This window comes from Streptosporangium sp. NPDC048047 (genome assembly GCF_040653115.1).
GTDB lineage: Bacteria > Actinomycetota > Actinomycetes > Streptosporangiales > Streptosporangiaceae > Streptosporangium.
The window spans coordinates 37,299-51,072 of record NZ_JBEZNH010000048.1 but is presented as its reverse complement, the minus strand read 5'-3'; the positions used below and the strand labels follow the sequence as shown (position 1 = coordinate 51,072).

At 74.8% G+C, this 13,774-nt stretch carries 9 protein-coding genes; all 9 read left to right on the top strand.

Annotated elements, in window-relative coordinates:
• The first annotated feature begins 87 nt into the window (after positions 1–87).
• The gene (locus tag AB0D67_RS30245) at positions 88–1,863 is read left to right on the top strand and encodes a S8 family serine peptidase (protein ID WP_362943497.1); all 1,776 of its coding nucleotides are present in this window, start codon (positions 88–90) and stop codon (positions 1,861–1,863) included.
• 253 nt (positions 1,864–2,116) lie between these two features.
• Positions 2,117–3,547 (top strand): pyruvate kinase, encoded by a 1,431-nt coding sequence (gene pyk, locus AB0D67_RS30240; RefSeq protein ID WP_362943494.1) that lies wholly within the window; start codon positions 2,117–2,119, stop codon positions 3,545–3,547.
• Positions 3,548–3,641: 94 nt separating this feature from the next.
• A complete protein-coding gene (locus AB0D67_RS30235; protein WP_362943491.1) occupies positions 3,642–4,103 on the top strand; it encodes a hemerythrin domain-containing protein in 462 nt (153 codons plus the stop codon).
• Between the two features lie 166 nt (positions 4,104–4,269).
• The gene (locus AB0D67_RS30230; RefSeq protein ID WP_362943488.1) at positions 4,270–4,824 is read left to right on the top strand and encodes a phosphopantetheine-binding protein; all 555 of its coding nucleotides are present in this window, start codon (positions 4,270–4,272) and stop codon (positions 4,822–4,824) included.
• Positions 4,821–9,563: an amino acid adenylation domain-containing protein gene (locus tag AB0D67_RS30225; RefSeq protein WP_362943485.1), complete on the top strand. Its 4,743-nt coding sequence runs from the start codon at positions 4,821–4,823 to the stop codon at positions 9,561–9,563. The genes AB0D67_RS30230 and AB0D67_RS30225 overlap by 4 nt, the downstream gene beginning before the upstream one ends.
• Positions 9,560–10,447 carry an alpha/beta fold hydrolase gene (locus AB0D67_RS30220; RefSeq protein ID WP_362943482.1) on the top strand — a complete coding sequence of 296 codons (888 nt, stop codon included), beginning with the start codon at positions 9,560–9,562 and terminating at the stop codon, positions 10,445–10,447. Before AB0D67_RS30225 ends, AB0D67_RS30220 begins: the two co-directional genes overlap by 4 nt.
• Positions 10,426–11,463: an LLM class F420-dependent oxidoreductase gene (locus AB0D67_RS30215; RefSeq protein WP_362943479.1), complete on the top strand. Its 1,038-nt coding sequence runs from the start codon at positions 10,426–10,428 to the stop codon at positions 11,461–11,463. The genes AB0D67_RS30220 and AB0D67_RS30215 overlap by 22 nt, the downstream gene beginning before the upstream one ends.
• A 118-nt stretch (positions 11,464–11,581) precedes the next feature.
• A complete protein-coding gene (locus tag AB0D67_RS30210) occupies positions 11,582–13,003 on the top strand; it encodes an FAD-dependent oxidoreductase (protein WP_362943476.1) in 1,422 nt (473 codons plus the stop codon).
• Between the two features lie 172 nt (positions 13,004–13,175).
• Positions 13,176–13,757, top strand: coding sequence for a hypothetical protein (locus AB0D67_RS30205; protein ID WP_362943473.1), 582 nt, complete (start codon positions 13,176–13,178; stop codon positions 13,755–13,757).
• The last annotated feature ends 17 nt before the right edge of the window (positions 13,758–13,774 follow it).

Here is a 13,774-nt window from a genome sequence, read left to right as displayed (position 1 = left end):
AGCCGCCGGAACGACGCCCGCGTTGCCTGAGTGGTCGAATACCGGGAAGGATGGCCCCTTGGTCCGGACAGCCGTGGAGGGGATCGGATGAGTCGCTGGAGCAAACACCTGGTGGTCGTGACGGCGGTGGCCGCCCTGACGGGCACCCTCACGGTGGGGGCACAGGCCGGCGGCGCGTCGGCCGGGACCGGCCCGCTCCGCGACTACCTCGTCTTCTACCCCGGCGGCGGGCACGACCGGGCGGTCGCCGCGATCGGCGCGGCCGGCGGCACCGCGACCGCCACCGAGCCCAGGCTCGGCTACGTCGTCGCCCGGGGCCCCGGCGACCGCTTCGTCGAGCGCCTGGCCGCCGGCGGCGCCGTCACGGGCGTCTCCTCCGACCGCGCCATCGGCTTCGCGTCGTCCGCCCCGGCCCTCCCGGCCGGCCGCTCCGCCCCCGCGGCCGCCGGCCCCCGCGCCCCCCGGCTCCCGGGCGCCGGTCACGCCGCGGCCCCGCCGCCCTCCCTCGCCGCCCCGGCCGCCCCCCGCGCGGGCCGGGCCGCCTCCCGTACGGGGCAGGCCGCCTCACGCGCCGGCCGGGCCGCCCCGGCCGCCGAGCCGCTGGCCTCCCGGCAGTGGGACATGAAGATGATCGGCGCCACCGCCACCGGCTCGTACGCCACCGCCCCGGGCGACAGGAAGGTGCTCGTCGGCGTCATCGACACCGGCATCGACGGCAGGCACCCCGACATCGCCCCCAACTTCGACCGCGCGCTCAGCCGCAACTTCGTCACCGACCGGCCCAAGGACTCCAAGGGCGAGACCCTCGACGGCCCCTGCGAGTTCAGCGGCTGCAAGGACCCCGTCGACTGGGACGACGACGGCCACGGCACCCACGTCGCCAGCACGATCGCCTCGCCCGTCAACGGCCTCGGCGTCGCCGGCGTCGCCCCGGGGGTCACCGTCGTCAACCTGCGCGCCGGCCAGGACTCCGGCCTGTTCTTCCTCAAGCCCAGCCTCGACGCCCTCACCTACGCCGCCGACGCCGGGATCGACGTGGTCAACATGAGCTACTACATCGACCCCTGGCTGTTCAACTGCCGGGCCAACCCCGCCGACTCCAGGGCCGAGCAGCTCGAACAGCGCGGCGTCATCACCGGCATGCAGCGCGCCCTCGACTACGCCCGCAAGCGCGGCGTCACCCTCATCAGCGCCCTCGGCAACGAGTCCACCGACCTCGGCAGGCCCAGGACCGACACCGAGAGCCCCGACTATCCGGCCGAGGCCGAGCGCACCCGCCGGATCGACAACTCCTGCCTGAACGTCCCGGCCGAGTCCAAGGGCGTCATCTCCGTCGCGGCACTCGGCCCCAGCAAGCGCAAGGCCTACTACTCCGACTACGGCGTCGAGCAGACCGACCTCTCCGCGCCCGGCGGCGACGAGCTCGACGGCCGCGGCATCGACCAGACCAGGACCATCCTGGCCGCCGCCCCCGAACACGCCCTCCGAGCCCAGGGCCTGATCTCCCGCGACGGCAAGCCCGCCTCGTCCTCCGTCGTCCGCGACTGCCACGGCGGCACCTGCGCCTACTACCAGTACCTCGCCGGCACCTCCATGGCCGCCCCGCACGCCACGGGCGTCGCCGCCATCCTGATCAGCCGTTTCGGCAAGCCGGGGAAGGGCGGCCTCACCATGCCGCCCGCCGACGTCCAGCGCCTGCTGTACGCCACCGCCTCCAAGCGGCCCTGCCCCTCGCCGCGCCGCTTCGTCTACCGGACCGGGGGCTCCGGCGACGCCCAGACGTGCGAGGGCGGCAAGGACCGCAATGGCTTCTACGGCAGGGGAATCGTCGACGCCGCCAGGGCCGCCACCGTCAGGCCCTGACGCCGTCCGCGCGGCGCGGCCCGCCGTACGGCCGGCCGCCCCGCCGTACGGCGGGGCGCGGAGTTTCGCCGCCGCGGCGCGACGGCGGTTCACCCGCGGGTGACCCCTGGGTGACCCGCGGGTGACCTGCGGGGACGGGGAGGCCGGTTCGCCATCGCCGCCCCCGGCCGGTAGCGTTGAGGTCACCGAGTTTTTCATGCCTGCTCCGGGCAATGTAACGACCAGGTGGTCTGTACCAATTAGGCTGGGAACCGTGACTCGTCGCGCGAAAATCGTCTGCACCCTCGGCCCCGCCACATCCTCACCCGAACGCCTGCGCGAGCTCATCGCCGCCGGCATGGACGTGGCCCGTTTCAACCTCAGCCACGGCAGCCACGAGCTGCACAAAGAGGTCTACGACAGGGTGAGGGAGGCCGCCGCCGAGCTCGGCCGCGGCGTAGGCGTGCTGGCCGACCTCCAGGGCCCCAAGATCCGGGTCGGCAAGTTCGAGGAGGGCCCGATCCGCCTCGGCTTCGGAGACGTCTTCACCATCACCACCGAAGAGGTCCCCGGCGATCGGGACCAGGTCTCCACCACCTACCTCGGCCTGCCCAACGACGTCCGTCCCGGCGACAGCATCCTCGTCGACGACGGCCGGGTCCACCTCGAGGTCACCCGCGTCGACGGCCCCCGCGTCACCACCCGCGTGGTCACCGGCGGCATGATCTCCGACAACAAGGGCCTCAACCTCCCCGGCGTCAACGTCAGCGCCCCCGCGCTCACCGACAAGGACGAGACCGACCTGCGCTGGGCGCTGCGCACCGGCTTCGACATGATCGCGCTGTCCTTCGTCCGGCGTCCCTCCGACGCCGACGTGGTGCGCAACATCATGGAGCAGGAGGCCGTCCGCCTGCCGCTGCTCGCCAAGATCGAGAAGCCGCAGGCCGTCCAGCGGCTCCCCGAGATCGTCGAGGCGTTCGACGGCATCATGGTCGCCCGCGGCGACCTCGGCGTCGAGCTGCCCCTCGAAGAGGTGCCGATCGTCCAGCAGCGTGCCATCGAGCTGTGCCGCGAGAAGGCCCGCCCGGTCATCGTCGCCACCCAGATGCTCGACTCCATGATCAGCTCTCCGCGGCCAACCCGCGCCGAGGCGTCCGACGTCGCCTACGCCGTCATGGACGGCACCGACGCGGTCATGCTCTCCGGTGAGACCTCGGTCGGCCAGTTCCCGGTCCAGGCCGTCGAGACCATGAGCCGCATCGCCTGCGCGGCCGAGAAGCGCGCCCTCAAGGCCACCCACAGCCTCGAACGCCTTCCCGAGACCACCGGTGGCGCCATCGCCCGCGCCGCCGCCGAGGTCGGCGCCATCGTCGGCGCCAAGGCCCTGGTCGCCTTCACCATGTCCGGCGAGACCGCCCGCCGCCTGGCCCGCTACCGCTCGCCGATCCCGCTGCTGGCCTTCACCTCCTCCCCGCACGTCCGCAACCAGCTCGCGCTGACCTGGGGCGTCGAGACGTTCGAGGTGCCGTTCGTCCACCACACCGACGACATGGTCCGCCAGGTCGAGGCCGCCTTGCTGGCCCACGCCCGGCTGGAGAAGGGCGACAAGGTCGTCATCGTCGCCGGATCGCCTCCCGGCTCGCCCGGCTCCACCAACGCCCTGCGCGTCCACACCATCGGATCCGCGGTCTCGAACCTCCCCTGACCGGCCCGAAGACCCGCCGCGCGAAGAAATCCTCCGCGCGGCGGGTGTAGACCCCCTTCTCCCGGGTAGTCAGCCCCCTCCGAAGGAGGGGATCATGGCACGAGACGTCATCAGCATGATCATCGCGGATCACCGCGACATCAGAGCGGTCCTCGGCCGGCTCCGCCGGGAACCGGCGGCCCGCCCCGCCCTGCTCGTCGAGCTCGCCGCCAGGCTCGTCGCCCACGACCGGGGCGAGGAGGAGATCGTCTACCCCGAGATCACCAGGGTGGATCCCCGGGAGGCCGAACACGCCCTCCACGCCACCGCCGAGCACCAGCGTGCCGAGCAGATGATCCTCTCCCTGCTGGACATCGCCCCCGGCGCCGCGGAGTTCGAGTCGCGGCTGGACGACCTCACCGGCGTGGTCACGCGTCACTTCGCCGCCGAGGAGGAGGGGATCCTCCCCGCCCTGGCCGCGGCGCTTCCCCGGAACCGCCTGGAGGAGCTCGGCCACGCCTTCGCCAGGCTCACCGCCGAGGAGATCCGTATCGGCCTCTCCGCGGGAAACCGCTGATCCGGGAACCGGACATGGCCCCGGATGACGTCGGTCCGGTGTCCCGGTCGCGTCCCCGGATGACAAATGCCGAAAAATACGGTCTTGTAGTGTCCTGAATCCTTCAAGAGGATCGGCACAGAGCGCCCGCGCGGCGGTGCGCCCGACGCCGAACGAAGGGTTGCGGATGATCCAGGGCAGTCGGCCGGTGGACCCGGAAGACCAGCATGACGGCGGCGCGAGGAGCGTCGCGGACGTCCGGGGACGCCCGGGACGTCCCGTTCCGATCGCCGACCGGGTCACCGAGATGATCGAGAGCCGGCTCGGCAGGCCGCTCGACCCCGACGAGAACTTCTTCGAGGCCGGGCTCAACTCGATGGCCCTGGTCGAGCTGCACGCGGACATCACCGGCACATTCGACATCGACATTCCGGTCACCGCGATGTTCACCCGGCCCAACGCGAAGGCGCTCGGCCGCCTCGTCGAAAGCGCCCGCGCCGGCGCCCCGGCTCCGGGCAGCCCGGCTCCGGGCACCTCGGCCGGTGGCGTCCCCGCGTCCGGCTCCCCGGCTCCCGGCTCTTCCGCTCCTGGTTCTCCGACGTCCGGCTCCCCGGCGGGCGGGGCTCCGGTGGGCGGGGCTCCGGCACAGGCCGGGGACGACTCCTCGCTGCCCCGCCCGTCCGGCGGCGGCCGAAGGGACGTCCGGGCCCGCATCCGCCGGGGGCCGGGAGCGTCCCGGTGACGGGAAGCCGATCGGTCGCGGTGATCGGCACGGGGCCGCGCGGCCCGCTCTCCGCGGCGTCCGCCGAGGCCGCGCTGGGCGACGCCGGGCACGACCCGTCACGGCCCCCCGGCGTCCTCGCCCTGCACGAGAGCGTGGAGGACGCGTGCCGGGCCCTGCTGTCCGGCGTGTGCGACATCGCGGTCACCCGGGCGGGCGCCGTCCTGGCCGGGCAGGGTCCGGCGGACCGCGCGGTCGCGCTGCGGAGGCTGGGAGAGGCGCTTCTCGACGGCGACCCCGTGCACGCCGTACTCGACACGGACCCCGCGACCGGCCGGCCGGCCGTGGGGGAGGGCCTTCCGCCGGTTCACCCTCCGTCCGGCGCCGGACCCCGCGTGGTCGTCTGGTCCGGGCGCACCGTGGAAGAGGCCGACGCCGTACGGCGAAGCCTGGCCGAATTCTTCGCGGCGCTCCCCGGGGAGCGGTTCGCCGACGCCGTCGCCACGCTCCAGCGGGGCCGCACGCCGCATCCGTTCCGGGGCGCGGTCGTCTGCTCGACCGCGGCCGAGGCCGCGCACGCCCTCGCCACCGCCGCCACGGCCTCCGATCCCGCCCGGGACGGCGCCGGAGTGCGGTTCGTCTTCCCGCCGGGCGGGACCGGGCGGCTGGGCGCGGCCCTGTACGGGGTGGAACGGCTGTTCACCGAGTCCATGGACGTCTGCCTGGAGGAGTTCGAACGGCACGGGATCGACCTCTGCGACGAATGGCTCGCCGGGAAGCGGGACGACGCCCCCGTCACCTTCGCGGTGACCTGCTCGCTGGCGGCCACCCTGACCGGCTGGGGCGTCACGCCCGCCGCCTGCTCGGGAGACGGCGCCGGGGAGGGTGCAGGGGAGGGCGCGGGGGAGATCGCGGCGGCCGCCGTCGCCGGGAGACTGGGATTCGGCGAGGCGGTCGCCCTGGTGGCCTCCGGGGGTACCGTCGCCCCCGAACCCGCGAGGGCGGCCGGAACGCCGGAGACCGGCGAGGCGGGCGGCGGTGGGGTCGCCGTCGCCGGCTCCGTGAGGACGGCCGGAACGTCCGGAACCGGCGGGACCGGCGCGCCCGAGCCCGCCGGGGCGGGGGAGACGTTCACCCTGGTCCTCGGCCCGGCCGCGTCCTCACCGGGCGGGCCGGCGATCGACTGCGGGGACGACCGGCACGGCCTGATGACGGCGCTCGCCCGGCTGTGGACGCTCGGCTGCCGGGTCGACTGGGAGGCGCTCGACCCCGACCATCCCCTTCAGCGGATGTCCGTCCCGGGCGGGTTCGATCCCGCTCCGGCGGAGCCGGCCGCCGGAGAACCGCTCCGGCGGACCGGCCTGCCCGAAGGTCCGGCGGGACGGGCGGGCGGACCCGGAGAACGGGCGGGGCGGACCGGTGAGGGCGAAGGCCCGGCGGGACGGGCGGGCGGACCCGGAGAACCGGCGAAGAAGCCGGGCGGGCTCGCGGGGCTGCCGGAGCCCGCCGAGCCGCCGCGCCCGCCGGGGCCTGTGCCGTACTCGTTCTGGGTGCTGGAGCAGCTGGCGGGCGGGAGCGGCGTCTCCAACCTGGCGGTGGCGTTCCGGACCCGCGAGCCGCTGCGCCGCTTCCCGCTGCAGAACGCCGTCAACCGTCTCCTCCGACGGCACCCCGCCCTGCGCCTGCGGTTCCCCGAGGTGGACGGGGCCCCGGTCCGGCACCTCACCGCGCCGCAGGACGCGCGGATCACGCTGGCGAGCGCGGCGACGACGGAGGAGACGATGGTCGCCGACCTGCAGGCGTTCCTGGACGAACCCTTCGACCTCGCCGGGGACCTGCTGTTCCGGGCGGGCCACTTCACGCTGCCGGAGGGCGGCGGAAGCGTGGTCTGCCTGGTCGCCCACCACATCGTGGTCGACGCGACGTCGATGCAGTTCCTCGTCGAGGAGCTGGGCGCCTTCTACGACGCCCAGACGGGCCAGGCGCCGCTGCCCGCCAGGCTCGCCGGCCCCGCCCCGATGCTGGAGCCGGGCCGGGCGTCGCGGGAGTCGATCGGCTACTGGCTCGACCGGCTGGAGGGCGCAGACCCGGCCGCCATGCCGCTGCCCGGCAGCCGTCCCTCTCCCGAGCGGCCCACGTTCGCCGGGCACACCTGCTCCTGGGAGGTGGACGCGGCGACCCGGCGGGCGCTGGACACGCTGCGGACCCGGCTGCGCACCACCGACAACATGGTGCTGACGAGCGCCTTCCTGCTCGCCCTGCGCTGCCACGGGGCCGGCCCCGACATGGTGGTCGGCGTGCCGGTCAGCACCAGGACCGCCGCGACCCGCGACCACGTCGGCTACGGCGTCAGCACGATGCCCCTGCGGGTGCGCACCGACCCGCAGGAGGGCTTCGCGACCCTGGTCAGGAGGGTGGAGGACGCCTTCTTCGAGGGGGTGGAGCACGCGGACGCCTCCGTCGAGGCCGTCCTCGTCGAGCGCGGGCACGGCACCGGCGACTGGCGGGTGCCGCTCTTCCGGCACATGTTCAACTACCGGCCGTGGACCGACGAGCGGGTGAGCATCCAGGGCTCCGTGCCCGAGTACGTCGAGGACCTCTTCGACCGCAGCCGCCTGGACCTGCAGTGCATCGCCGTACACGAGCCGGACCGGCTCACCGTCCGGGTGTGGCACAGCACGGAGGTCCACGACGAGACCGAGATCACCGCCTTCGTCGCGCGGATGACCTCGCTGCTGCGGCAGGCCGCCGAGGACCCCGAGCTGCCGCAGCGCGCCCTGGAGGCGTTCTCCCCCGGGGACCGGACGCTGCTGGATCGCCTCAACGACACCGGCCGCCGGTGGAGCGGCCCGCCCACGCTGCCGGAGCGGATCGCCGCCCACCGGGGGGACGCCGTCGCCGTCGTCGACGGCGACCGGGAGGTCCGCTACGGGGAGCTGCTGGACGCGGCCGGAGCCGTCAGGGACGCGCTCCTCTCACGCGGGATCGGGCCCGGTGACATCGTGGCGCTCGGCCTCGGACGCTCGGTGGAGCTGGTGGCGGCCGTGCTCGGCGTGTGGGCGGCCGGGGCCGCCTACCTGCCCCTGGATCCGGGCCATCCGGAGCTGCGCCTGGCCTACCAGGTCCGGGACGCGGGGGCCCGCCTGGTCGTCGCCCCCGCCGCGGTCCCCTGGGCGGGGGAGGTCCCCGTCCTGACCGTCCCGTACGGCCCCGTGTCCGGTCCGGAGGCCGTGTCCGGTCCGATGCCCCCGCCCGCCTCCGAACCCGGTCCCGGCTCGGCGCCGGGTTCCGGGACGGGCCCCGGCGCCGAAGCCGCCGATCGCGTGTCCGCGCCGGACGCCGCGCCCGTGTCCGCGCCGACGGCCGGGGACGCGCTCGCGTACGTGATCTACACCTCCGGGTCCACCGGGCGTCCCAAGGGCGTGGCCGTGACCCACGGCAACCTGGCCAACCTCGTCCTGGACTTCGCCGGACGGCTGGGACCGGACGCCGCGGCCCGGGTGCTGTGGTCCACCACCCCCTCCTTCGACATCTCGGCCCTGGAACTGCTGCTGCCGCTGGTCGGCGGCGGCACCCTGGTCATCGCCTCCGACGCCGACCGGCTCCGGCCGCGCGGGTTCCTGGACCTCGTCGCGGCGCGGGACGTGCGCGTCGTGCAGGCCACGCCGACGGCGTGGCGGCTCGCCGTACCGGAGGCGGGCGGCGAGCTGGCCGGGCGGACCGTGCTGTGCGGCGGGGAGCCCCTGCCGGCGGCGCTCGCCAGGGACCTGCTGGCGCTGGGCTGCCGCCTGTTCAACGTCTACGGACCCACCGAGACGACCATCTGGTCCACCGCGGCGGAGATCGCCGAGGCTCCGCGCGATCCGGTGCCGATCGGCGCGCCGCTCGCCAACACCCGGGTCTTCGTCCGGGACGCCGACGGGCGCGAGGCCCCTCCCGGGGTCCCCGGGGAGCTGTGCGTGGCGGGCGACGGGGTCGCCGCGGGATACGTCGACCGGCCCGAGCTGACCGCGGAGCGGTTCGGCGCGCATCCCCGGCACGGCCGCTTCTACCGCACCGGCGACCTGGCCAGGCTCCGGCACGACGGAACCCTCGAACTGCTCGGCCGCGACGACCGGCAGGTCAAGCTGCGCGGGCACCGGATCGAGCTGGGTGAGGTCGAGGCGGTCCTGCACGACCACGAGACGGTCGGGGCCGCAGCCGTGGTCGTCCGCGGCGACACGATGACGGCGTTCGTGCGGCCCGCGCGCGAGCCGGCCGACCGGGCGGTCTGGCGCGAGGAGCTGTGGCGCCACGTCAGGACCCGCCTGCCGGACTACGCGGTCCCCTCGGGGTTCGTGCTCGTCGACCGTTTCCCGGAGACCGGCAACGGCAAGATCGACTACCGGAGCCTCACCGTGCCAGAGGAGGAGCACCCGGCGGCGCCCGCCGCCGTTGCGGGCTCGCCGCTGGTGGAGGGGGTCCTGCGGCTCTGGAGGGAGGCGCTCGGGCGGCCCGGACTCGGTGAGCACGACAACTTCTTCCTCAGCGGGGGACACTCGGTGCTCGCCGTACGGCTGATCGCCCCGCTGGAGGAGCTCGTGGGGCACCCGATCGGGGTGCGCGCGATCTTCGACCATCCCACCCCGGCCGGGCTGGCCGCGTTCGCCGGGACGCTCACCGGGCGGGCCGGGACGCATACCGAACAGGCCGGGACGCTCACCGGGCGGGCCGGGACGCCCGTCCGGGGGACCGAGGAAGAGGAAGGAGCGGGCCGTTGACCGCGCCATGGTTCGTACCGGCCGGGGAACGGCCCGAGGGCCGCGTCCGGCTGTACGCCTTCCCCAACGCCGGGGGAGGCCCGGCGTCGCTCACCGGGCTCGCCGCCGCCTTCCCGCCCGAGGTCGAGGTGTGGGCGGTGAACCTGCCGGGCAGGCAGGCCAGGCTGGCCGAGCCGCCCCGCGACGACCTCGACGGTCTCGTCGACGACCTGGCCCGCGACCTGCTGGCGACCGCGCGCCCGCCGTACGCGCTGTTCGGCTACTGCAGCGGCGCGCTGCTGGCGTACCTGGTCTGCCGTCGCCTGACCGAGCTGTCCGCGTCGGCCGGACCGCCGCCGGATCCCGGACCGCCGCCGGATCCCGGACGGGCGGCCCCCGGATCGCCGCCGGACCCCGGATGGCCGGGCTCCGGCTCGCGGGCGGCGCTCGTCCCGGTACAGGCCGCGGAGCGCCCGCCCCTGCCCGAACGGCTCCTGGTGGGCTCCTTCGCGGCGCCGGACGTCGCGCTCCTGCTGCGCAGGCTGCCGTCCCTGCCGTCGTGGCTGTTCTGGGAGCAGCTGATCGAACTCGGCGGGGTCCCGGCCGAGGTCGCCGAACGCGAGGTGCTCAGGCCCATCCTCGAACCCGCGCTCCGCGCCGACTTCGGCATGCTCGCCGGCTACCGGCACGTCCCCGCGCCGCCGCTGCCCGTCCCCGTGACCGTCCTGTACGGCGCGCGCGACCGCTCGGTCTCCCGGGGCGGGCTGCTCGGCTGGCGCAGGCAGAGCGTCCATCGGCCGTCGCTGCGCGAGCTCGACGCCTCCCACTGGCTGGCCGAGGAGGCCCCCGACCGGCTGGCCGCCGCCATCATCGAGGAGATCGGATGCGTCTGGGCTACAGCATGAGCTACTGGGGCGGGGCCGGACTCGGTCCCGCCGACCACCTCGCCCTCGTCCGCGAGGCCGAGCGGCTGGGATACGACTCGGTGTGGGCCGCCGAGACCTACGGCACCGACCCGGCGAGTCTGATGGCCTGGATCGCGGGCCGTACCGAGCGGATCGGTCTGGGCACCGGCGTGTTGCAGATGTCGGGACGCAAGCCGGTGGTCGCGGCGATGACGGCCGCCACGATCGACCAGGTGTCCGGCGGCCGGGCCCGGCTGGGCGTGGGCGTCTCCGGCCCCCAGGTCGTGGAGGGCTGGCACGGCGAGCCCTTCGACCGGCCGGTGGAGCGGGCACGCGACTACCTGTCGGTGCTGCGGCTCGCCCTGTCCGGGCGGCCGGTGAGCCACTCGGGGCCGACGATGACGCTGCCGCTGCCCGGCGGCCAGGGCAAAGAGCTCTCGCTCGCGGTGTCGCCCGTGCAGGAGCGGCTGCCCGTCTACCTCGCCGCCATGGGCCCCAAGGTGACGGCCCTCGCCGGTGAGCTGGCCGACGGCTGGCTGGCCATCCACTTCCCTCCCGGCCACCTCGCCGAGCGCATGGCCGAGCTGCGCCGGGGCGCCGAGCGGGCGGGCCGGAGCCTGGACGGCTTCGACGTGGTCCCGATGGTCCTGGCCATGGTCGACGAGGACGAGGAGCTGGCCTACGACATGATGCGTCCCATGCTCGCCCTCTACCTGGGGGGCATGGGCTCGCGCCGCACCAACTTCTACAGCCGCCTGGCCCGCACCCTGGGGTTCGGCAAGGAGGCCGAGGCGGTGCAGGAGGCGTTCCTGTCCGGGCGGCAGGGCGAGGCGATGTCGTTGCTGCCCGACGCGCTGGTCGACGCGATGACGATGTGCGGGCCGCCCGGCAAGCTGCGCGAGCGGGTGGCCGCCTATCGCGAGGCGGGGGCGACCGGCCTGGTCGTCGGCCTGGTCACCCCCACCCTGCGGCTCCGCCTGGAGCAGCTGGAGCTGGTGGCGGGGCTGGTCGGCTGACCGGCCGGCCGACCGGCTGACGGCGCGCGGCGCGGCCGGTTCGCCGCGCGGGAATCCGGGGGACCTCTTCCGACGAAGAAGGAGTGAGAGAAGAGGCCGCGATCCCCGGAGGACCGTCATGAGCGAACCCGCCCGCCCGTCCGACACCGGCCCGGCCTCCGACACCGGTCCGGCCCCCGGCACCGGCCCGGCCCCCGACCCCGTCTCCGGAACCGGCCCCGTCTCCGGAACCGGCGCTGCTTCCGGGACCGGCTACGCCTCCGGGGCCGGTATCGGCGACGCCCCGGACGCCGAGGCCGACTGCGTGGTGGCCGGGGGCGGTCCCGGGGGGATGATGCTGGCCTACCTGCTGGCGCGGGGCGGTGCGCGGGTCACCCTGCTGGAGTCCCACGGCGACTTCAACCGCCGCTTCCGGGGCGACACCCTGGCGCCCGGGGTGCTCGACTACCTCCACACGCTGGGGCTGGCGGAGGAGATGCTGGCGGAGCTGCCGCACGCCACCGCCGACACCTTCCGCTGGCACGTCGGCGACCGCGTCTACACCCTCGTCGACTACCGGCGTGCCAGCGACCGCCACCCCTACTACGCGCTCATCCCCCAGGCGAGGTTCCTGCCGTACCTCGCCGGCCGGGCCGCCGCCTATCCGGGGTTCCGGCTGCTCATGCGAGCCCGTGTCTCCGAACTGCTGCGTGACGAGGCGGGCCGGGTCACCGGCGTACGGCACACCGGGCCCGGCGGCCCCCGCGAGGTGCGGGCCCGCCTGGTCGTCGCCGCGGACGGCCGCAACTCCAAGCTCCGGACGCTCGGCGGATTCACCGCCCGCGAGCTGGGCGCGAGCCTCGACATCCTCTGGTTCGCCGTGCCGCGGCTTCCTGGCGACCCGGCCCTGTCGGGTCTCCAGCTGTTCAGCGTTCCGGGTGCGACGCTGGCCGTGCTCGACCAGGACACCCAGTGGCAGCTCGGCTACAACATCCCGGCGGGAAGCTTCGGCGCGATGCGGGAACGGGGCACCGCACCGATCGTCGAGGCCTTCACCGGACAGCTTCCCTGGCTGCGTGAGCGCCTCGCCGCGTTGACCGACGTCAACCAGCTGTCCCTCCTCCCGGTCCGCATCACCGACGTCGACAGCTGGTACCGGCCGGGGATCCTGCTCATCGGCGACGCCGCGCACGTGATCTCCCCGGTCGGCGGCAACGGCATCAACTTCGCGATCGCCGACGCCGCGGAGGCCGCCAACCGTCTCCTGCCCGTCCTCCTCGACCCCTCCTCGTCCCCCGAACTCCTGGACGCCGCCTGCCGCCGGGTCGAGGAGGTGCGCCGGCCGCCGGTCGACCGGGAGCAGCGCATGCAGGTCAGGATCGAACGCGGCGCCCGGGCACGCCTGGAGTCGCGATCGGCGGGCCTGCCGCTGTTCTTCCGCCTGATCGACAGGTTCCCCGCCCTGGCCGTCCGCAGCGGGCGCCGGAGCGTCGCCGCCATCGGCATGCCGTCCCCCGGCCCGGAGATCCTCAGGGAACCGGTCACCGGCAGGACCCCGTGACGCGCCGGAACGCCTCACCGGCAAGCTCACCTCCCGTGCCGATCTGGCCGACGTGGCTCTGAGGGGTGCCGACGGTTCCACGGCCCTTCACCCGGGCTCGTGCCGTGACCGCGGTGGAAAGGAGGGACGAACTTCTGTCCCGTCCGCCGCATCCAATCCATACGTGAACACGATGACCAAGACACTCACCGCCGCCGCCCTGGCCGTGGCCTCCGCCACGACGTTGTCCGCCGCGTCCTCCGCCCACGCGGCCACCGGAAGCGGGGCCGCCTGCCCCGCCCCGAGCAGGGCGGAGATCAGGCGCTCCAACGACACCAGGATCGACGAGCCCCCGAGGGGCGCCACCGCCATCAAAGGCGTACGCGTCGGCCACATCCCCAAGGGCTTCACCTACGGCGGGGTGGTGACCGGCAGGCACGACGGCGTCACCGAGTACGGCTACCAGTGGGGGGACGACCGGGCGAACGCCGACCCCGCACAGCGGAGCCTGTGGGTGCGCGTGCTGTGCTGGCCGGACGCCGAGAGGCTCACGAACCTGAGGCGCCTCCCCGTGACCTACGGAACCTTCACCGGAGACGTGAGGACCGCGACGATCGGCGGCCGCCGGGTGCTGACGAAGGAGGGCGACGGCGCGCTCGGCGCCGGACGGTACGTCGGCTGGGTCGAGCGGAAGGGGGTCGTCGTCACCGTGATGGCCAGCACGCCGCTCGTCGCCGAACTCGGCAGGATCGTCGCCGGTGTCCGCCTGCCCTGACCGCCGGACACCGTTTC

Excerpts from the sequence above, each read along its gene's own strand:
- AB0D67_RS30245 (WP_362943497.1), top strand. The coding sequence starts at position 88 with ATGAGTCGCTGGAGCAAACACCTGGTGGTCGTGACGGCGGTGGCCGCC.
- AB0D67_RS30235 (WP_362943491.1), top strand. The coding sequence starts at position 3,642 with ATGGCACGAGACGTCATCAGCATGATCATCGCGGATCACCGCGACATC.
- AB0D67_RS30230 (WP_362943488.1), top strand. The coding sequence starts at position 4,270 with ATGATCCAGGGCAGTCGGCCGGTGGACCCGGAAGACCAGCATGACGGC.
- AB0D67_RS30215 (WP_362943479.1), top strand. The coding sequence starts at position 10,426 with ATGCGTCTGGGCTACAGCATGAGCTACTGGGGCGGGGCCGGACTCGGT.
- AB0D67_RS30210 (WP_362943476.1), top strand. The coding sequence starts at position 11,582 with ATGAGCGAACCCGCCCGCCCGTCCGACACCGGCCCGGCCTCCGACACC.
- AB0D67_RS30205 (WP_362943473.1), top strand. The coding sequence starts at position 13,176 with ATGACCAAGACACTCACCGCCGCCGCCCTGGCCGTGGCCTCCGCCACG.